We start from the raw sequence: 20,535 nt of genomic DNA on the forward strand, positions 1-20,535 counted from the left end.
AAGATTTGATATCAATTATTATGTAATATTGGTTGAAAATAAATATTATTACTGATAATATTTAAATGTAATATTTTTGAAAAGGAGGATAGTTAATAAATTAATTGAAAATATTGTAGGGGGATTTTATGAAAAAAATTAAGGTGGTTTTGAGAAGCTTTATTGCTTTACTTTTGGTCACGATTTTTACTGCTATTTCTGTGTCAGAAACAGTTTTAGCGTTTGAAGCTAGTGACTTAATTGAGTTAAAGCTTAGTTATGAAGCAAAAAATATATATGTAGGAGATAAGATTGAATTAGCTACATATGGGATATACAAAGAAAATACTATTCCATTAAAAGAAAACGTTACCTATGAATCAAGTAATAATAATGTTTTCTCAATAAAAGACGAAAAATTAATAGCCTTAAACACAGGTATGGCTACACTAACAGCATATTATAAAGACAAAAAAGTTAGTCAGCTTATAGTTGTAAAAGATTTAAAGGCTATGGAAGATAAGCTAAAGGCTGGAGACATAAATGTCAAGTTGAACTGGAAGAGAGAACCTAATAGTATAAAACTACAATGGGATAAAGTAGATTCCATGAACTCATATACTATTTCCAAAAGAGTAGTAGGGGAAGAACCGTATAAAGTAATTGTAGATAAAGCTGAAGGTAATGAGTTTATAGATAATGACGTGATTAGAGATAATGAATATGAATATCAAGTATCACTTATAGATAAAAATGATGCTAAGTATCCTATGAATGACTTCAAGGTTCCAATATACCATGAGGAAAAAAATCAAGAGATCAAACAAGAGGATAGGAAACAAATTGTAACAACACATGAAAATCCAGTAGTGATTAATGAGAATAATGCAAATCCAAATAAAAATGTTAATGCAAATAATACAAAAGTTGATGAAAACACTACTAAGCCTAGTACAGTTCAGCTTAGCGAAGAAGAGTATCAAAAATTGTTACAACAATTAAAAGATCAGCAAGCAAAAGCTGAGCAAGAAGAAAAAGATAAAACCTTTCAACTTGTTTCAGAAGACTTATATGGTTTAGAGGATTTAATAGTAGTAAATAAAGATAATACTGAAGTTATAAACAAAGAATTAACCTTAAGATATTACTATGATAACAGTATTAAGATAGATGAAAGTAAGCTAACTATATATTCAATGAATGATAAAGGTTTACTTACAGAACTTGAAGGGGTTAAGCTAGATGCTGCAACCAAAAAGATAACCTTTTTGGTTAAAGAAGCTGGCATCTATATGATAAAGGAAAGAGTTACTCAGCAAGAGATAATAACCTATGAAGATCCAAAAGATGATGGTACAAAAGACTCACAGGGAGATAGTAATACTCCTAAAGGATCAGAAACAAAAAATGGAGAAGATGCGACTAAAGATACAAATGCTGCAGGACAAGCTGGTACTCAAAAAGATGATGCCACTAACATTAACCAGCAACAGATACCTAATAATGCCACTTCAAAAGGCACTAACACTGAAGGACAAGTTGTAGATAATAAAACTTTAAATACAGGAAGCGATAATAAAAATCAAAGTGAAGCTTCAAGTAATAACACTGCAACTAATCCATCAAAGCAAGAAGAAAATAAAGATGTTGTAAATAAGGTAAATATAACTGATGAATTTATAGAGAGTTCTCTAGATAAAGAAATTAAAATAGATAAACAATATTTAGAGAAGCATAACAATAATATAACCTTTAAATACCTTATAGATAAAGCTAGTAGTATAAATCCAGATAACTTAGCTATATATACCTTGAATGAAAGCAAGGTTTTGCAAGCAGTAGGAAAAGAACTAAAATTAGATAAAGATAAAACTTTATTAAATATAACTTTAGAAAAAGAAGGAACATATTTAATTAAGGACAAGACCTTGATTAACTCAAATACTGAAATAAGTAAGGACAATGAGCAGCAAGTAAACGATAGTAATAAGGATACGAATAAAGCTCCAGAAAATAGCAGTGAAAATAAGCCCGTGGAAAACAATAACAATACGCCAACTGTGCCAAAAGATACAGCCACAGAACCAAAAACAGATAATGGTACAGTTAGTGAAGGTGGTTCAAAAGAAAACACAAATGACAACACTAATAATGAACAAAACAATCCAAATCAAGGACAGCCTGCAAAAGAAGAAAATAAAAATTTAACTTCGAATGAAGGGAAATTCAACCTTGCTGTTGCTGGAATACTTAGCGAAGTAAGTGCAATAGAAAAAGAAAAAGTTAATGATTATATCAACAATATACCAAAGGAGAATGGTATTTGGATTCCAGAAAAAGACAGGCAATTTGTTGTTAACATCATTAACTTTATAGCTAATAAAAAATACTATGTTAACGAGAAAGGATTTCTAAAGGCAGTTGAGCAAGGAATTATTTATTCAACTAAATCGGAAATCTATTCTAAATTGATAGACCAGCTTATAAGTGGTAATAAAAGAATTATATTAAGTAAAGATAGAGGCTTTGCTTATTATGATGAAGAAGATGGTTTAATAAAGAAGAGTCAATTTAATGAAGAAGAAAGCTATAGCTTAGAAACTGAAGGTAATAGGTTACTTATCTTAAATTCTAAGATTTTCGAAGAATTAGAGAACGGTAAGCTAAGCAATGAACTGGCTTTAAAGCTTTTAAACCAATTAGATGAAAAATCAAAGGAAATTAATTCAGATATAATAAAGGAATTAGAGAGTAAGGCAGTTAAGCCAAGGATAAAGGTTGTAACAAAGGTAGCTTTATATGCATCAATAGGTACTCCTGTATCAGTACAAATGGCTCAAGGAAATGCTGTATACACAGGACCAGATACTGTGAACTATGCTAATATAGGTAGCGTAGATACTAACGAATGGGTAACTGGAATGGGAGTTGAAAAAGGATGGCTTTATATCGAGTATAGTACATCTAACGGTCCTAAAAGAGGATTTGTTCCACTTACTAGTGTAAGAGATTACGAGAGCATATTTCAAAGTACAGGAACACTAACTTATACTGGATATAGTGATGGCTTATCTAGTGACACAACAGTATATTCAGGTCCTGGAACAAATTATGTTCCTATTGGAAGTATATATAAAGGTGAAGGAATAACAGTATTTAATAAAACTCAAAATGGTTATGTTTATGTAGAATATAGTAGTAGTTCAGGTACTAAGAGAGGATTTGTACCAGCAAGTCTTCTTTTAGGTTTAGGTAGAAAAAGAGGAACATTAGCATCAGCACTACAAAATACGGCTATATATTCAGGTCCTGGTACTGATGGCGCTTATGTCTCAATAGGTTCAGTGAATTATAATGAGTTTGTAATACTATTGGAATGGAATGATAACTGGCATTATGTAGAGTATAATACAACGTCAGGAAGAAAACGTGGATATACAAACAGAAATAATATAGGATATATCGCTAATTTATCCGATGCTGGATATATAAAAGATATGCAATATGTAGGTGTATCAAGTGCAGATCAGACTACCTATACTGGACCGTATTCAACTTATGCCACTATGGGAAGTATAGGGAACCAAGAGAGAGTATGGGTACTTGTACCTAATGATGCAGGATATGCATATGTTGAGTATGGAACTTCAAGTGGACTTAAAAGAGGATATGTACCGGCAAATACTATCACTCAAGCTCCTACAATAGTTTTACCTACAATTTCAGATTCTGCAGTGAGTATAGCTGACCACTGGCAAAGTGGTAAAGGTAGAACTATAAATGCATATAAGATAGGCAGTGGTAATAAGGTACTTGTAGGGGTTTTTGAAGTTCATGGCTTTGAAGATGCTTGGGCAGCAGATGGAGAGGAACTAGTTAAGATAGCGACAAAGCTCATATATGATGTTGCAAATACTTCAAGAACTAACGGCGGTCTAAATGGTTGGACTGTATATATAATTCCTTATGCAAATCCAGATGGACTTATAGATGGATTAACTAAGGATGGCCCAGGTAGAACTACTATAAAAGAAAGAATTGATTTAAATAGATCATTCCCAGCTGGATTCCAGGTATTGACTAGTTCAAGAAACAATACAGGTAATACTAGTTTAATACCACCTGAAGCAAAAGGCTTGTATAATTTTATAACTAATGTAAAGAAAACTGCCAATGAAATGGTAGTGCTAGATGTCCATGGATGGGAAAATACAACAATAGGAAATAGTGAGATTGGTGGATATTTTGATAGAGAATTTGGATTTGCTCATAAAGGTGATTTAGGTGGACAAGGATATTTTTCAGCATGGGCACAGTCAATAGGAGCAAAAGCAACCTTAGTAGAATTGCCTTGGCCTAATAGTGTTCAAGACATTATTAATAGAGGATATGCTCAAAAGGTATCAAATGCTTTTGTAAATATAATTAAGAGCAATAAGACTAATGATCCTATAAACGGACCTATATGTTATAAAGCACATGTTCAAAATATAGGTTGGCAGAATTACGTAACAGAAGGTCAAGTTGCTGGAACAACAGGTCAAGGACTTAGAGTAGAAGCGATAAATATCAATAAGGGAAGCCTAATTCCAGGTGCTAGAATAAAATATCAAGTACATGTACAAAACATTGGATGGATGGATTATGTATATGATGGTGGTGATGCTGGAACAACTGGACGTGATTTAAGAATAGAAGCTATGAGAATGCAATTGGAAGGTGCCCCAGAAGGCTATCATATAGAATATCAAGCTCATGTTCAAGATATTGGGTGGATGAATCCAGTAAGAGATGGAGAGATTGCAGGTACTACAGGACAGGGGAAAAGAATAGAAGCTTTTAAAGTAAATATTGTGAAAAACCTACCATCTAGGATGAATATTGATGCGCCAACAGAGGGACAAGCTATAAACAACGATTTATATGTGTATGGATGGTCGTTAAATCAAAGTGGTGTAAAACAAGCAAAGGTATATATTGATGGTAATTTTGTTGGTGATGCAGGTATAGGTTTAATAAGGACAGATGTAAAAAGTGTATTCCCGCAATATGATAATTCAGATAAGAGTGGTTTTGGCTATATGCTGAATGTAAATAAATTATCATTAGGAAATCACAATATAAGAATAGAATCAATAGGGAATGATAATGGTACATTAAGCCAAAGTAGGAATTTTAGTGTATCAAGATTACCATCAATTACGCAGATTGACAGTATGCCTTATAATAACACTTATAATGATGACTTCAAAGTATCAGGGTGGGCACTAAATTCATCAGGAGTAAAATCAGTAAGTATACTTGTAGATGGAAACTTTAAAGGATATGCGCTAACAGGTTTATCAAGACCTGATAAAAAAGGTAGTTATCCAAACTATCCAAATGCAGATACCAGTGGCTTTGATTATACTTTAGGGATATGGGAACTATCAAACGGAGCGCATACAGTTACTGCAATTGCCACAGGTAATGACGGTAGTACAGCGCAGCATGCAGTAGGCTTTACAGTTAATAAGAGTAATACTGGAAGCATTGATATGCAAATATCAATACTAAAAAGTTTCTTTGGTGGAGTAATGGATGCAATATCAGAAAACTTCTTAGGTTTATATAAAATGATAAGTAGTCCAATACAGACACTTGTGACTTTAGACTTCTTGGTAAAGGCTGTAAATGATATAAGTTCACCAGAAGGACAACAGTTAATTAAGATAGTGGGAAGCGAACTTGAGGATATAGCAAATCAGTTTAAAAGTGGAGATGCTAATGTAAGAGCTAGATTAGTAGGACGAGCAGTAGGTGAAATATTTATATTCTTTATTGTACCAAAAGGAATAGATTTAGCATTGCCATTATTGAAAAAAGCCGTAGGCATTACAAAGATTGGCAAAGTAGTTATTGAAAAAGGAGAAAAAGCTGCAATAATTATTGAGGGGGCTGCTGAAGCTGTTGAAGCTTGTGCTGACACTTGGATATTTGCTAAAGGTACACCTAAACATATATTCTTTGGAGAAATTAATGAGTATGGTGCAGCTACTGGTTGGCATTATGCTAGTGATGCATCAATAAAGTCTGGAAATGAAATAATTTCAGTAATTAAAGAAGCAGATGAATATGGTACAATAATGGGTAAGGTAAAAATACAAGGAATACAGAAAGAAGGGTATTCATCTATATTTAGTACTAAATATACACCAAGAGAAGTTGCGAACATGATTGAAGAAGCGCATATAGGCAGATTTAAAAGATTCACAGATGCAAATGGAGGCTTAACTAATAGATGGTGGGGAAAAGCAGACAATGGTATGACTATTGAAATGTATTTAGATGCAGATGGAAAAGTCATAACAGCTTATCCTGTACACAGTTCACTTCTTCAATGATAAGCAAACAAAATCATTTTGTATTAAGGAGGGAGTATTATAAATATTAATGAGGTAAACATTAAAAATATAATTAAGGATTATTTAAATACCAGCATATATTTTATCAGCGAAAAAAATCTAACTAATGCTGAAATAAAGCAAATCAGACTTGGATATCTATGTTTAGGAAAAGATTTGAAGGTTATTATTAATATCGAAGGAGCATCTGGAACTGTTATACTCTCCGCATTTTACGAAAATATATGCAAGAATATAGATTTAGACGATTCTGTTGTAGATGAATTATTTGTTAAGGTAAGTACAATTATTAATAGAATAAAATGTTCAATAGAGAAATATTTGAAGCCTAATGATAAAATAATAATAGGGTTACCTATAATTAAAGATTTTGGGAAGTATAATGAATTATTAGCTTATGATAATATTATAAAAATTAAATCAAAAGTTAAGGAAGCATATATTGAAGCTCTTATTGCTAATAAAGATTATCCTAATTATGTACACAGGCTGTTAACATATGGGAGGTCAGGGTTATATTTGGCTGAATTGTTGCAAGAATTACAAATAGCAAAATATAAACGGAATTTTAGTGGATACGAGATTGAGTTTACAGATGATAAAGTAATGGACAGTAATGAATTTGTAGATAAGATTACATTCAGTCTATCACAGTTAGGGTTCGTATGTGCATCAATACCAACAAGCTTAATTCCTAGATTATGGACAGAAGAATAATTAGCAATAAACTTTAAATTATGTGAAGCTTTTTACTCCAATAATATAGTAAGATGGATTGGAAGTTTTTCAAGTGTATACTATTAAAGCACATTAACATGATTCAATTATTTTATGTAATCAGCTAAGTGAAAAACTAAATTTATGATTGTAATAATTAAGTGAAAAGATAAAATGAATCAGCTGAAATTAAGTAGGCTGGTTCATTATTTTTTGTAATGGTAAGATAGTGGTAGATGCTGAAAATAATATACTCTACAACTAAAATACAATAAGAAATGCTCTGCCTCGAGTGGGTGGCTGAAGCTGTTTGGAAATTACCAATATTAAAGAGAATACCTTATGAATTTATGGATGATACAGTAGAGCATATATTTAAAGGAGTTGTAAAGAATGCTGGAACCGCTGATGTATCTGCGAGTGGTTGGCATTATCTTGATAAAATTAATCCACCTGGAAATAAAATTATACAAGTTATAAATGAAGCTGATGAATTTGGTACTATTATAGCTAAAATAGATATTGATGGAGTAGCAAAAAAAGGTTTTCTATCATTTTTTAGCAATAAATATACTCCAGATGAGGTCTTAGATATGATTATGGAGGCACATATGAATAAAAAGTTAGTGCCAAATACAAAAGGGTGTTATAAAGGGGTAGCTAATAATGGAATGACAATAGAAATGTATTTATATAGGAATGTTGATGGAGGTAACATAGATGATATAATAACTTCATATCCAGTTCATACTAGTGCTTTAATGTAATAAAAGTATTCAATAATAATTGGAGGATAAAATGAAACAAATAAACTTTGAGAAAATATCATTAATTGATGATATTAACAAGTATAATAATGAATATTTTAAATGCATAGATGAGAAAAATTCCACAAGCTCAGTAAACTTTAAGGCATTAATTTTCAAAGTTATGTACTATGAGCATAATTTTGAAATAAGGATGTTCATACAAGAAAATGAGAATGATATAAATATTGAAGTTTTATTTGAAAATATTTGCAAAAATTTAGATGTTGAAGATTCTGTTATGGAATCTATTATACTTGAAATAAGTAAATGTGCTAAAGTGGTAGAAAATAAGTTAAAAACATACGATGAGATAAAAGATAAGTTGAATAATTTTAATGGTAAAATTAATTTAGATAGTATGTTTATTTATAGAAATAAATATAACTTAATAACTGAATTAGATAGTTTTCAGGATGAAATTCAACAATTATATTTGACTTTAAAACCTAATAATATGGAGTATAATAATTATGTAAATGATTTATTTGTATTTGGTGAAAATGGTATAAGAACAGCATTAGTATTGAAAGAATTGGGGATAGCAGATTTTAGAAGAACTAGAAGTGGATATCTAATTAGTTTTTTAGATGATACATCAAGTTATTCAAATAGTTTTATTTATAACTTTTCAAAAGAGATTTCAAATATTGGGATTTCATCAATGGCTATACCAATTGAAATATTAGAGCGTTCGTGGTAAAGGAAACTTAAAATTTAATTAACTTACTTCATTTTATGAAATAACTTACTTCATAATAATGATATTAAAAAACATTAAAGACTAAAGTGAGGCAGTTAATATAATTAAGTTAATTAATATTAACAGGAGTTTACTGCATAATATAAATAATGTAGTGAAAAGATGAAATGAACCAGCTGGATTTAAGTAAGCTGGTTCATTATTTTTTGTAATGGTAAAATAGTGGTATATGCTGAAAGTAATATACTCTACAAATAAAATATAATAATAAGACATGATCTGCCATGAGTAGGTGGCTAAAGCTTGTGCTAGCACTTGGATATTTGCTAAATAGACTACTAAACATATATTTTTTTGGAGGAATTAATGAGTATGGTGAAGTTACTGGATGATATTATGCTAGTGATGCATTAATAAAGTCTGAAAATTAGGATTGGATATTTATATACTGAAAAATATATGATAACAATAGGAGGTGGCGGATTTAATAAATGGTGAAATTAGGTGTAATTGAGGAAATAATTATTTCTCCAAGTGGACTTGATGGTATTGCAAAAATCAAATTTGAAGATCAGATAGGAGTAATATTTTGTTATATTCTACTTATAAAGTATTACGAACCTGGGGAGCGACCTCAAATGGTTGATGCTTATACAGATTCATTGGATGGAGCAGCTGCACTTAAGGTTGGAGCGGAAGTGGAGTTTGATATATCAGTAATATTTGTTAATAAGTATGAATCTATATCAAAAGATGAAGCATTAGGTTATAAGCAACCAATTTTTGAATCATCACATACTGAAATTAATGCAGAGGTAAATGAGGTCAGTGATGATTATACTATGCTTTGCAATATAGATGGTTTAGGAGAAGGAATATTAGTTGATTGCGAAATAGGTACGGGTGATATTGAAATAGGAGAAAGGATTCGGTTTAATGGTGAGATTAAAGCGGAGCCTCATATCGTGATGAAAACAAATATATAAATATTTTTAACTTTTATTATATTCTCCATGGAACAAATCAAAAGTTCAGTGAATCTAATAGATGTTCTACTAATTAAAGGAAGGAATGATTAGTGTTGCTGAATTCATCGAGGCTTAATAAAGCCTTAGAAATAACTGATGATGTAAGGCTTGCGAAGAAAGGTAATAAGGAAGCCTTCTGCAGAATAATTGAAACTAATAAAGATCAGCTTTATAGGATTGCAAAAGGCATAGTGAATTATGAAGCTGATATTGAGGATGTGTTGCAGGAGGTTACTTTAAAGGCATGGCTTCAAATAAATAAGCTGAAAATTAATTTAAAGGTATATCAGTAAACATAAATGCAGTAGAAAAACTTCTTGTAGCAGCTTAGTAAGGTTTTTCTACTGCTCTAATTATGTAAAGGAAATATATCATCTTCTGATTTATAATCGTTCATCAAAGAGATGTGAATTTCTGATCGTTCATTAACTGATGCAAAAAATACTTCATTAGAGTCAGTTACATTGGCAGAGGATAATTGTTGGAGGAGCCAATCTTCATCAAGGTTCAACTTTCTTAAGGTATCTTTATGAATCACTCCATCTATTATTACTGGATAAGATAGAGAAGAGGATTTTTTGTTTAAATTCAAATCTTCGATTGTGACAGCTGAGTTATTTGGATTTTTTAGTACAGATAGTTTTCCGTTTGCTTCAATAATTGCAAGATGAACAGTGCTAACATCAAAGATCTCTTGTTCTCTTAGCATTTGAAGTAAATTATCAACCGAATATCTTAATTTTTTTAGATTTTTAACAACAAGCTTTCCATTTTGGATAACTATAGTGGGTTCAAAAGTGATTAAGCGGCCAAATTTTCTATATTTTATTATCCATTTAGAAACGATTCTTTGAAAAATTCCTATTAGCACAATTGCTACAGCAGTATGAAGATGAGGTACAACAGGATCGGCTATATCAGCACCTACAACTGCTCCTAAGGTTACAATAGTAAGAAAATCGAAAACTGGAAGTTCGCCAATAGAACGCTTCCCCATATATAAGGTAATTAACAGCATTAGAGGTAAAATAGTAAGTATTCTTGCTGCTACAACCAATAATTCTTTTATTAAGTGCATAGAGTATCAGCCCCTTAGATTCTTTATAAGTCTTAGTATATACAGCAAGGATTACTTTTATTAATTGCAAAGTTTCAGCTTGTATAATTGTTTGAAAACATAAGTTATATTACGAAATGGTAATCGTTAAAATTAAAATGTGGCAACTTTTGCAATTTTAATAGCAAGAATTGCATACTTAAAAAGCTGGCCTACCTTTATAATTAATATATAAGATATGATACTTTAGTTAAATAAAACGAAAAAATATTTTATAGTATATTTAGTTGATTCTGGAAGAAGTAATAAAAATAAGATTTTACATGAAACAATATTTATAATTTAAGAGGAGAATATAATGATTATTGATAAGTTAGAGAATGGACAAGATTATTTCGGGCTTGGAGAAAAGATAAAGAAAGCTCTTGAGTATTTAGAAAATACTGACGTATCTAATTTAACACCAGGAAAATATCATATTGAAAATGACGAGATCTTTGCAATGGTTTCTGAGTATGATACAAAGTCAGTAGAAGGCGCATTATGGGAAGCTCATAAGAGATATATAGATATTCAATACATGGTCAAAGGCACGGAAAAGATGGGCTACACAAATGTAGAAAATATAGAAACCACTGTTGATTACGATGTAGAAAAGGATATTCTTTTTGGTACAGCACAGGGGGATTTTGTGACAGTGGAAGAAGGAATGTTTATTATCTTTAAGCCACAAGATGGACATATGCCTTCTATAAGTGTTGAAAAATCAGAAACAGTTAAAAAGGTTGTAGTTAAGGTTGTTGTTGAATAGAAGGTATTAAAAGAGGTGCATGATTAACATTTCAGCTAATCATGCACCTTTAATATGTGGATTTTTATCTAAATAATGTGGGTTATTATTAAAATAGAGTGAGTAAATATTTGGTATTTGTGGATAACTTTTGAGTTTGAAGTATTAGGTTTTGTTTAAGAGCATAGTTGGAATTTAGGTGTTGCAACGGGAGATGTTATATGAACAAGCTATTAGAATTAAATGATTTGCTCAGATGTAATGGCTTTAAAAAACTGTACTGTTCGAACGTAGTGAGTTTACAGTTTTAGCCATGGAATATGAGGAAATCATATTAATTCTTTGCGAAGTTCATTAAAACATCGGAGGAGCGACACCTAAATTTCAACAGAGTGTATTAGTAATGCTATACCCCAGAGTAAGCGGAGAAGCCGCCATCTATTGGGATAACTATACCATTAACGAAGCTTGAAGCATCTTCATTTACTAAGAATAAAAGTGCACCTATAAGTTCTTCTGCTTCTCCGAATCTGCCCATTGGAGTACTGTTTAGTATCTTATGGGAACGTTCAGTGTAGCTTCCATCAGGATTCTTAAGTAGTGCTTCATTTTGCTTAGTTACAAAGAAGCCTGGTGCTATAGCGTTTACTCTTATGCCAACCTTTGAGAAGTGAACTGCAAGCCATTGAGTAAAGTTTGATATAGCAGCTTTTGCTCCTGAGTATGCAGGGATTTTTGTAAGCGGAGTAAAGGCATTCATTGATGAAATGTTTATGATGCTGCAGCCTTTTCTTCCAATCATATCCTTTGCAAATTCTTGAGTTGGAAGCAGTGTTCCAAGGAAGTTTAGATCAAATACAAATCTTACTCCATTTTCGTCAAGATCGAAGAAGGTTATAAGATCTTCGTTACCTTCCTTTAAATCTTCTTCGTATAGGTACTCTTTTGTTGTTGTGCCTTTTGGATTATTTCCACCAGCACCATTTATAAGTATGTCACATGGACCAAACTTTTCAAGTACTACTTCATGAGCTTTTTTAAGGCTGGCTTTATTAAGTACATTAGCTTCAACCCCTATAGCGATTTTCCCATTTGCTACAACTTCAGCTGCTTTCTTTTCAGCGTTTTCTAAGCTTAAATCAAGTATTGCAACCTTTGCACCGCATTCAGCAAGAGCATCTGTCCAAGAGCTTCCAAGTACTCCAGCTCCACCAGTTATTACTACAACTTTATCTTTTAAATCTATATTAAAAGGTAATTTCATCTTATTTATCTCCTTTACTTGTTTTTTCAAGAGCTTCCCATATACCAGTTATATACATAGCACCTAAAGCACGGTCATATAAACCATAGCCAGGTCTGCCAGTCTCACCCCAGATCATTCTTCCATGGTCAGGACGAAGGTATCCGTCATAATTATTTTTGTGTAGTGCCTTCATGATTTCAACTATATCTAAGGAACCGCAAGGGGAGTAATGAGCACTTTCTTCAAAGCTGCCATCTTCAAGAAGTTTTACGTTTCTAACATGCATGAAGTGGATACGTCCTTGGCTAGCATATTTATCTACCATTCTTACGATATCATTGAAGCTTGCTGAACCAAGAGATCCAGTACATAAAGTAAGACCGTTATATTTGCTGTCTACAAGCTTTAAGAATCTATCTAGGTTTTTCTCGTTAGTTATAATTCTTGGAAGACCAAAAATATTATATGGAGGATCATCTGGATGGATAGCCATCTTTATATCACATTGCTCTGCTACAGGGATGATTTGCTTTAAGAAATATTCTAAGTTGCTCCATAAAGCTTCTTCATCAACATTTGAGTATTTTTCAAATAAATCTGCCATTTGATCTTTTGTATAGCTTGAATCCCATCCTGGAAGGGATAGTTCACCAGTAAGTGGGTCCATTTTTTCTAACTGATCTTTATAGTAAACAAGTGCAGTTGATCCATCATCTAGAACCTTATCTAATTGAGTTCTTGTCCAGTCAAATACAGGCATGAAGTTATAGCAGATTACCTTAACTCCAGCTTTTGCAAGGCTTCTTATATTTTCTTTATAGTTTTCTATATATCTGTCTCTAGTGGGAAGACCAAGCTTTATATCTTCATGTACAGGAACACTTTCTATAACATCAAACTTTAAGTTGGCAGCTTCTACATCAGCTTTTAACTTAAGTATACTTTCCATACTCCATTTTTCTCCTACAGGAACATCGTAAATTGCAGTTACAATACTGTACATGCTTGGGATTTGTCTAATATATTGAAGCGTAACAGCGTCGTCAGCCCCATACCATCTAAATGATAATTTCATAATGTTAATCCTCCAATTCTAAATAGTTTTTTATATTTTTAAAGCAGATGCCTTCGATAATTTCTTCTAGGATTACAGAGTCATTTTCAAATTCTTCGTCATCTACTAAGGTACCAATGAAGGTACATAGTATTCTTCTAAAATAGTCGTGTCTTGCATAGGATAAAAAGCTTCTTGAATCTGTTAACATACCAACAAAATAAGCTAAGGTACCCTGACTTGCTAAAGTCTTTAAGTGTTCATAAATTCCTTCTTTATGATCGTTAAACCACCAAGCAGCTCCAAATTGAACCTTTCCTTTAATTCCATCTTCTCCAAAACAGTGAGGAAGAGCAGAAAGCACAAGGTTATCTTTTGAATTTAAAGTATAAATCATGGTTTTAGGAAGAGCTGAGCCTTTATCCATCGAAGCCAGTAGCTTTGATAGGTGAGGAGCTATATTGAAATCATTCATTATATCAAAACCTGCATCAGGACCAAGCTTTTTAAACATTGTATCATTGTTGTTTCTCATAGCACCTATGTGAAGCTGCATTGCCCAGTTATGTTTAGTGTACTCTTCAGCTAATATTTTTAGAGTAAAACATTTGAATTTTTCAGTTTCTTCAACGGTTAAATTATTTTTAAGTAATCTTTTTTTGAAGATTTCTGATACTTCAGTTTCATCAGTGTCGTAATAATATAAACTTTCAAGGGAGTGATCGGAAAGCTTACAACCAGCTTTGGTAAAGTAATCTATACGATTTTTTAGTACAGTTATTAAGCTTTGGTAATCATCAATCTCTAAAGAAGAGCTTTTGGATAATGCGTTTAAGTAATCTAAATAGTCTTCTTTTGATATATTAAGAGCTTTATCTGGTCTAAAGGTTGGAAGTACCTTAAAGTCTAAAGTTTTTTCTGTTATAAGCTTATGATACTCCAAGTTATCAATAGGATCATCTGTGGTGCAGATGAGTTTTACCTTGGAGCTCGTTATGAATTTTACAGGAGACAAAGCTTCTTCTGATATCTTCTTATTACAGTGTTCATATATCTTTTCAGCATTGCTTTCCTTTAACATTTCACGTGCACCAAAGAAGTTCTTAAGCTCCATATTAGTCCAATGGTATAAAGGACTTCCTATTAGTCTTTCACAGGTCCTTGCCCACATCTTAAATTTATCAAAGTCGCTTGCTTCTCCAGTTATATAAGCTTCTGGCACTCCTGCATATCTCATAGCTCTCCACTTATAGTGATCGAACTCAAGAAAAATCTTAGAGATATTACTAAATACCTTATCTTCATATATCTCCTTTGCAGATAAGTGACAGTGATAGTCGTATATTGGAGCATTTTTTGCAATGTTATTGTAAAGTAGTTTTGCTGTTTTTCCTTTTAACATAAAATCATTATTTAACAAAGTATCACCTCGTTTTTCCATGCTTGGTAATATTATATCTGAGTGGTAATGCATTTGAAAACAAATACATTATCTATGTTTAAAGTATAAGCTTTATGACAGTTATTTAATATGTTATTATTGCTATATAACTTGCAAAAATTGCTCTTATGAAATATGATTACCTTTAAGTGGTGAGTGAAATTAAGTTGTCATGCATCCGATGCTTTAATGAGCTTACGCAAAGAATTAATATGATTTTGTCATATTCCATGGCTAAAACTGTAAACTCACTACGTTCGAACAGTACAGTTTTACTTTTTAATAATTAATATTTTTTATAAATATTTCATAGCTTAGATTTAAGAAAATAAAAAAGCTATTTGATTAAAAGTAAAAAGTAAAAATATATCGCCTGCCAGAATTTCTTCACATACGTTCAGAAAAGGCAGATGCGTAAAAAAATCACTAATAAAAAACGATTAGCGATTTTTTAGAGCCATTCCATCTGAAAAAATCATTTAATTCTAATAGCTCGCTCATAGAGCATCTCCTTCATAAAGATGAACCACTTCAATCCGAAATCTATTTTCAAAACTCCTCTGGGTTCTGAGAGGAGAATTTGAAAATATAAATTCAATTATGAAGTGGTTCATCTATAACAACTTAATTTCAATAACATATTAAATGTAATGTAACAAGTTGGTATTACTACAACGAAATGTATACAAGTTCCAACTAAGCATATTTTGCAAATACGAATTGAAGTTAGCTAATATGCATATTAAGATAAATTAAGAGGTGAAATTCATTGAAAAAGAGAACTCATGAGTACCAGACTCGTCAATATATGATGTCAAGTGACTATGAAATATATCATTATTTAAACAATGATATAAGAAGCATAAACATTCATCATCATGATTTTTATGAGTTTTATTTCTTTATGGCAGGAGATGTAACTTATCTAATTGAAGGTAAGTCATATAAATTAGAACCTGGAAATATAGTTTTGATTAACTCCAAGGAGCTTCATCAAGCTGTGATAAATTCTGAAGAAGCATATTATGAAAGAATTGTTCTTTGGATAAATAAAGCTTTTTTAAAGAAACTTTCAAATGATGAAACAGACCTTTCGCTTTGTTTTGAAGGGATTAATAAAAAGAATGTGCTGAGTACGGATATTGAGCAGCAAAAAAATATAAGGTTTATTCTTAATAAGTTGATGAACCTTGAAACTTATAAGGGTGTTGGTTATGAACTGCTTTATAAGGCCTATATCACAGAGCTTATGGTGCATATAAATAATATTGCCTTTAATGAAAGCACAGAACTAAGTGTAGATATGAAAAAGAGTAATCTTATTGATGGCATAATCGAGTACATCAATAATCATATAGAGGAAGACATAACTGTGGATCAAATAGCAGAACAGTTTTATCTAAGTAAATTCCATTTATCTAGAGAATTTAAAAAATACACAGGAACCACAATTCATAGATATATAGTTCAGAAGAAACTAATAGAAGCTAAGGAGTTAATACTCAAAGAAGTTCCAATTATTGATGTATACAAACAATGTGGTTTTGGGGATTACTCAAACTTCTTTAGAGCTTTTAAGAATGAGTATGGGATCACGCCGAAGCAGTATTATGAGGCGATGATAAAATAGCATTAAATAATATAGCAAAGGAAAAAAGTAAAGTGGGGTGAGTTTGTAGATGAAAAGAATAGATTTGATTCTGAGTAAACTTAAGGAAATGAAGAATTCAAAGCCTGACGGAGTATCAGCTTCAGAGATCGCTGAAGAATTGGACCTAATGAGAGGCAATGTAAGTAATGATTTAAATAAGTTAGTTATTGAAGGAAAAGCAGTTAAGATAAAAGGAAAACCAACCTTATTTATTGCAGTAGATGAAGAAGCTGTTGTGTCTAATATATCAGTAATAAATAAGTTTTCAGAAACCAATCCAAGTCTTTATACTGCTTTAGAGCAGGCTAAGGCAGCTATACTTTATCCTCCAAATGGAATGAATATATTGCTTCTAGGAGAAACGGGTGTAGGTAAGTCAACTTTTGCAAGTCTTATATATAAATATGCTACAGAGATGGGGGTAAGGTCTAAGGAAAGTCCTTTTATAACTTTTAACTGTGCAGACTATGCTAATAATCCTCAGTTACTCTTAGGTCAGCTTTTTGGAGTGAAAAAAGGAGCTTATACTGGTGCAGATTTTGATAAAGCTGGACTTTTAGAAAAAGCAGATGGTGGAATATTGTTTTTAGATGAAGTACATAGATTACCGGCGGAAGGCCAAGAGATGTTTTTCACTTTTATGGATAGGGGAATGTACAGAAGACTTGGAGAGACAGAAAGCGAACGAAGTGCAAAAGTGCTCATAATAGCTGCTACCACTGAAAATCCTGATACGACTTTGCTTCAGACTTTTACAAGAAGAATACCTATGGTGATAACAATACCTGCTCTAAGAAACAGAGGAGTAGAAGAGAGATTTAATCTTATAAAGCAGTTCATGATTGAAGAGTCAGGAAGACTTGGCAAAAGCATTAAAGTATCCATAAATTCAATAAAGGCATTTTTATTCTACGATTGTAAGAGTAATGTAGGACAGCTTAAGTCAGATATACAGCTTGCCTGTGCTAGAGCTTATGCGGATTTTTTATCAAATAGAAAAACTCAAATTAGTATAAGCAGCTTAGACTTGCCGTCTTATATTAGAGAAGGTTTATACAAGGAAATAGAGCATAGACAGCTGTGGAATAAGTTAGTTGATATCAACAAGAGATATTGTATCTTCGATAAAGATGAAGAAAAGATGATTTTTGAAGAAAATAGCTATGATGAAAATATCTATGAAATGCTTGAGATGAAGACAAGAGATCTTAAAGCAAAAGGGGTAAAAGGCACAGAATTCGAGAAAGAAATAGAAAGTAATATAGAAGATTACTTCAAAAAGTATATCAATAAATTCAATTATAAGGTAGACACCACTAACCTAGAGACCATAGTAGAACCTCATATAATGAAGGTTGTAGAAAAGGTTATTAATTTCTGTGAAGAGGAACTAAAGAGAAAATTAGATAAACATATATACTATGGATTAGCAGTTCACATAAACAATGCAGTAGATAGAATAAGAAGAAATAAGAAGATTGAAAACTTGGAGTTAAATAATATAAGAAAACAATATAGCAGAGAGTTTAATATAGCCATAGATGTTTTAAAAATACTTGAACAGTCACTAGATATTCAAATGCCTGTAGACGAGGCTGGGTTTATAACTATGTTTTTAACCTATCATAATGAGGCTCTTAAAAAGACTAATAATAATGTAAAAGTGATTATTATAGCTCATGGAGAAGCTACAGCTACTTCTATGGCTGATGCGGTAAATGGACTTTTAGGAACAAACTATTCAAGAGGAATAAATGCTCCGATAGATGAGAAACCGCAGATAACTTTGGAAAAGCTTAAAAGTTATATTAGGCAAAATAATATTGATACAGAGATATTATTCTTAGTTGATATGGGGTCCCTTGCAACCTTTGGCAGAGAGATAGAAAAGGAATTTAAGATAAAGACTAGGACTATTCCTTTAGTAAGTACTCTGCATTGCATCGAAGCTACTAGAAAGGCAATGCTCGGATATTCTCTGGATGACATATACAGAGAGACTTTAGAAGTCAATAATTTGTATGATAATAATTCTTTAGACTACATACCAGAGACTAATGAAGAAAAAAGGCTTGCCATAGTAACCATTTGTACTACAGGAGAAGGTAGTGCTAAAGCCATGAAAGGAATGCTTGAGAGAACCCTTAAGTTTGAAAGTAGTCTGCTTGATATAGTTCCGTTAAACTTTATAGGTAAAGAGAATATATATGATAGATTAGAAAAGCTGTCAAATAAATATGAGATATTATGTATAGTTAGTCCTTTTGATCTAGAGGCTGATTACATACAGTTTAAACTAGATCATATTATAGCTGGTAATGCATCGGAAAATATTCAAGATTTAATAGATAGAGAAAAAGTTTATATAAAAATGGAAGAAACCTTAGAGCATCAATTGAGAAATATTGATGGAAAAGCCATTGTTAAGGACATAAAAAGGTTCTGTAGAAATGTTACAAAGGCAATGAATATAAAACTTACCTCAAATGCACTTATAGGAATAACTCTTCATATGGCAGTAATGGTGGATAGATTAAGTGGAAACGAAGTAATTGAAACTTATAGAAATAAAGAAAGCTATATAAGAGAAAACTTAGAATTGTATAGATTAATTAAAAGTGAATGTGCATTGCTTAACACTAAGTATACAATTCTTATTTCAGAAGATGAAATTTGTTATCTCATGAATCTATTTACTATGAAAAATAGGGCAAAATAAAGCACATAATCAATGTGCTTTGAAAAGTTTTCGAAAAGTAAAGCACATTAATACTTTTTGAAAGCTTTTTTATTTTGCCTTGGAATGCTGAAAAGCAGGCACTTATAGAGTGATTTTTAAATAAATGATTATGATTTATGCTTTGGCACGGGTCTTGCTTTATATATAGGCGTAAGGCAAACAAAAAAATGTTGATTAGAAGGTGAAGCAATGGAAACAGTAGATAAAGAACAAATAGTTATGGAACTTATAGTAAATGGCGGTGATGCAAGAAGTAAAGCAATGCATGCGATAAAGCTAGCTAAAAAAGGTGATTTGCAGGCTGCAAAGGATAAAATAAAGGAAGCAAATGAAGCATTAAACAAAGCTCATAACTTCCAAACTAGTTTAATACAAAGCGAATCAGCAGGAGATAAGGTTGAAATAAGTTTACTTATGATTCACGCACAAGATCATTTAATGAATGCAATAACTGTACGTGATTTAGCACAAGAAATGATTTCAATGTATGAAGAGTTTAGAAAATAAAATTATTAATTAGTAGTAGTTAACAAAACAAGCTTGTTTAAAAATAGATTCAAAAAAATAATAGAATTTTTAGGAGGAAAAAACTATGAGATATATTACATTAGTTTGTGCAGCAGGAATGTCAACAAGTATTTTGATGGCTAAGATGCAAGAAAGTGCAAAGAAAAAGGGAATTGAAGCAAAGATAATAGCTATGTCAGAATCAAAATTTGAAGAGTACGAAGAGCCTACAGAAGTTTTACTTTTAGGACCTCAAATCGCTTACTTAGAGGACGATATAAGAGAAAAATATGAACCTAAGGGCATAAAGGTTGCAGTAATAGATATGATGGACTACGGTACTTTAAATGGTGAAAACGTATTAAATGATGCGCTTGCATTATTAGGTTAATTTATAAAGAAACGTATTGAA

Annotated in this window: 15 protein-coding genes; 11 read left to right on the top strand and 4 right to left on the bottom strand. The window is 31.7% G+C overall.

Annotated elements, in window-relative coordinates:
- The first annotated feature begins 128 nt into the window (after positions 1-128).
- The 6 genes from JHL18_RS04720 (at position 129) to JHL18_RS04745 (ending at position 9,930) form a co-directional block, all read left to right on the top strand.
- Complete coding sequence (locus JHL18_RS04720; protein ID WP_200266624.1) at positions 129-6,362, top strand: EndoU domain-containing protein; 6,234 nt, start codon at positions 129-131, stop codon at positions 6,360-6,362.
- A 177-nt stretch (positions 6,363-6,539) separates the two neighbouring features.
- Positions 6,540-7,100 carry a hypothetical protein gene (locus JHL18_RS04725; protein ID WP_200266626.1) on the top strand — a complete coding sequence of 187 codons (561 nt, stop codon included), beginning with the start codon at positions 6,540-6,542 and terminating at the stop codon, positions 7,098-7,100.
- 296 nt (positions 7,101-7,396) lie between these two features.
- Positions 7,397-7,867, top strand: a complete 471-nt coding sequence (locus JHL18_RS04730; protein WP_200266628.1) for an EndoU domain-containing protein — start codon at positions 7,397-7,399, stop codon at positions 7,865-7,867.
- 31 nt (positions 7,868-7,898) lie between these two features.
- Positions 7,899-8,609 (top strand): hypothetical protein, encoded by a 711-nt coding sequence (locus tag JHL18_RS04735; RefSeq protein WP_200266630.1) that lies wholly within the window; start codon positions 7,899-7,901, stop codon positions 8,607-8,609.
- Positions 8,610-9,100: 491 nt separating this feature from the next.
- Positions 9,101-9,595 carry a hypothetical protein gene (locus JHL18_RS04740; RefSeq protein WP_200266632.1) on the top strand — a complete coding sequence of 165 codons (495 nt, stop codon included), beginning with the start codon at positions 9,101-9,103 and terminating at the stop codon, positions 9,593-9,595.
- A 92-nt stretch (positions 9,596-9,687) separates the two neighbouring features.
- A complete protein-coding gene (locus JHL18_RS04745) occupies positions 9,688-9,930 on the top strand; it encodes a sigma factor (protein WP_200266634.1) in 243 nt (80 codons plus the stop codon).
- A gap of 56 nt (positions 9,931-9,986) precedes the next feature.
- Here the strand turns inward: JHL18_RS04745 and JHL18_RS04750 are convergent, their stop codons facing one another.
- Positions 9,987-10,715 carry a DUF421 domain-containing protein gene (locus JHL18_RS04750; RefSeq protein WP_200266636.1) on the bottom strand — a complete coding sequence of 243 codons (729 nt, stop codon included), beginning with the start codon at positions 10,713-10,715 and terminating at the stop codon, positions 9,987-9,989.
- A gap of 337 nt (positions 10,716-11,052) precedes the next feature.
- Here JHL18_RS04750 and JHL18_RS04755 point away from each other — a divergent pair, with 337 nt between their 5' ends.
- The gene (locus JHL18_RS04755) at positions 11,053-11,505 is read left to right on the top strand and encodes a NanQ anomerase/TabA/YiaL family protein (protein WP_200266638.1); all 453 of its coding nucleotides are present in this window, start codon (positions 11,053-11,055) and stop codon (positions 11,503-11,505) included.
- Between the two features lie 385 nt (positions 11,506-11,890).
- Here the strand turns inward: JHL18_RS04755 and JHL18_RS04760 are convergent, their stop codons facing one another.
- The 3 genes from JHL18_RS04760 to uxaC are packed head-to-tail and all read right to left on the bottom strand — an operon-like array spanning position 11,891 to position 15,258.
- Complete coding sequence (locus tag JHL18_RS04760) at positions 11,891-12,748, bottom strand: SDR family oxidoreductase (RefSeq protein ID WP_200266640.1); 858 nt, start codon at positions 12,746-12,748, stop codon at positions 11,891-11,893.
- 1 nt (position 12,749) lies between these two features.
- Positions 12,750-13,805, bottom strand: a complete 1,056-nt coding sequence (gene uxuA / locus JHL18_RS04765) for a mannonate dehydratase (protein ID WP_200266642.1) — start codon at positions 13,803-13,805, stop codon at positions 12,750-12,752.
- A 4-nt stretch (positions 13,806-13,809) separates the two neighbouring features.
- Positions 13,810-15,258: a glucuronate isomerase gene (gene uxaC / locus JHL18_RS04770; protein ID WP_420839207.1), complete on the bottom strand. Its 1,449-nt coding sequence runs from the start codon at positions 15,256-15,258 to the stop codon at positions 13,810-13,812.
- Positions 15,259-15,994: 736 nt separating this feature from the next.
- Between uxaC and JHL18_RS04775 the strand changes: the two genes are divergently transcribed.
- The 4 genes from JHL18_RS04775 to JHL18_RS04790 all read left to right on the top strand — a co-directional run bounded on the left by JHL18_RS04775 (position 15,995) and on the right by JHL18_RS04790 (position 20,514).
- On the top strand, positions 15,995-16,855 hold the full coding sequence (locus JHL18_RS04775; RefSeq protein WP_200266644.1) for an AraC family transcriptional regulator: 861 nt from the start codon (positions 15,995-15,997) through the stop codon (positions 16,853-16,855).
- Positions 16,856-16,904: 49 nt separating this feature from the next.
- Entirely contained in the window at positions 16,905-19,595 is a 2,691-nt protein-coding gene (locus JHL18_RS04780; protein WP_200266646.1) for a sigma-54-dependent transcriptional regulator, read from the top strand.
- A 210-nt stretch (positions 19,596-19,805) separates the two neighbouring features.
- Complete coding sequence (locus JHL18_RS04785; RefSeq protein ID WP_200266648.1) at positions 19,806-20,123, top strand: PTS sugar transporter subunit IIA; 318 nt, start codon at positions 19,806-19,808, stop codon at positions 20,121-20,123.
- 85 nt (positions 20,124-20,208) lie between these two features.
- Positions 20,209-20,514: a PTS sugar transporter subunit IIB gene (locus JHL18_RS04790; RefSeq protein WP_200266650.1), complete on the top strand. Its 306-nt coding sequence runs from the start codon at positions 20,209-20,211 to the stop codon at positions 20,512-20,514.
- Positions 20,515-20,535: the final 21 nt, after the last annotated feature.

The sequence above is a fragment of the Clostridium yunnanense genome (genome assembly GCF_016595795.1).
GTDB lineage: Bacteria > Bacillota > Clostridia > Clostridiales > Clostridiaceae > Clostridium_AR > Clostridium_AR yunnanense.

What these genes read in the sequence shown, in the direction of transcription:
- JHL18_RS04720 (WP_200266624.1), top strand. Translation starts at nt 129, where the DNA reads ATGAAAAAAATTAAGGTGGTTTTGAGAAGCTTTATTGCTTTACTTTTG.
- JHL18_RS04735 (WP_200266630.1), top strand. Translation starts at nt 7,899, where the DNA reads ATGAAACAAATAAACTTTGAGAAAATATCATTAATTGATGATATTAAC.
- JHL18_RS04740 (WP_200266632.1), top strand. Translation starts at nt 9,101, where the DNA reads ATGGTGAAATTAGGTGTAATTGAGGAAATAATTATTTCTCCAAGTGGA.
- JHL18_RS04750 (WP_200266636.1), bottom strand. Translation starts at nt 10,715, where the DNA reads ATGCACTTAATAAAAGAATTATTGGTTGTAGCAGCAAGAATACTTACT.
- JHL18_RS04755 (WP_200266638.1), top strand. Translation starts at nt 11,053, where the DNA reads ATGATTATTGATAAGTTAGAGAATGGACAAGATTATTTCGGGCTTGGA.
- JHL18_RS04760 (WP_200266640.1), bottom strand. Translation starts at nt 12,748, where the DNA reads ATGAAATTACCTTTTAATATAGATTTAAAAGATAAAGTTGTAGTAATA.
- uxuA (WP_200266642.1), bottom strand. Translation starts at nt 13,805, where the DNA reads ATGAAATTATCATTTAGATGGTATGGGGCTGACGACGCTGTTACGCTT.
- uxaC (WP_420839207.1), bottom strand. Translation starts at nt 15,258, where the DNA reads ATGCATTACCACTCAGATATAATATTACCAAGCATGGAAAAACGAGGT.
- JHL18_RS04780 (WP_200266646.1), top strand. Translation starts at nt 16,905, where the DNA reads ATGAAAAGAATAGATTTGATTCTGAGTAAACTTAAGGAAATGAAGAAT.
- JHL18_RS04785 (WP_200266648.1), top strand. Translation starts at nt 19,806, where the DNA reads ATGGAAACAGTAGATAAAGAACAAATAGTTATGGAACTTATAGTAAAT.
- JHL18_RS04790 (WP_200266650.1), top strand. Translation starts at nt 20,209, where the DNA reads ATGAGATATATTACATTAGTTTGTGCAGCAGGAATGTCAACAAGTATT.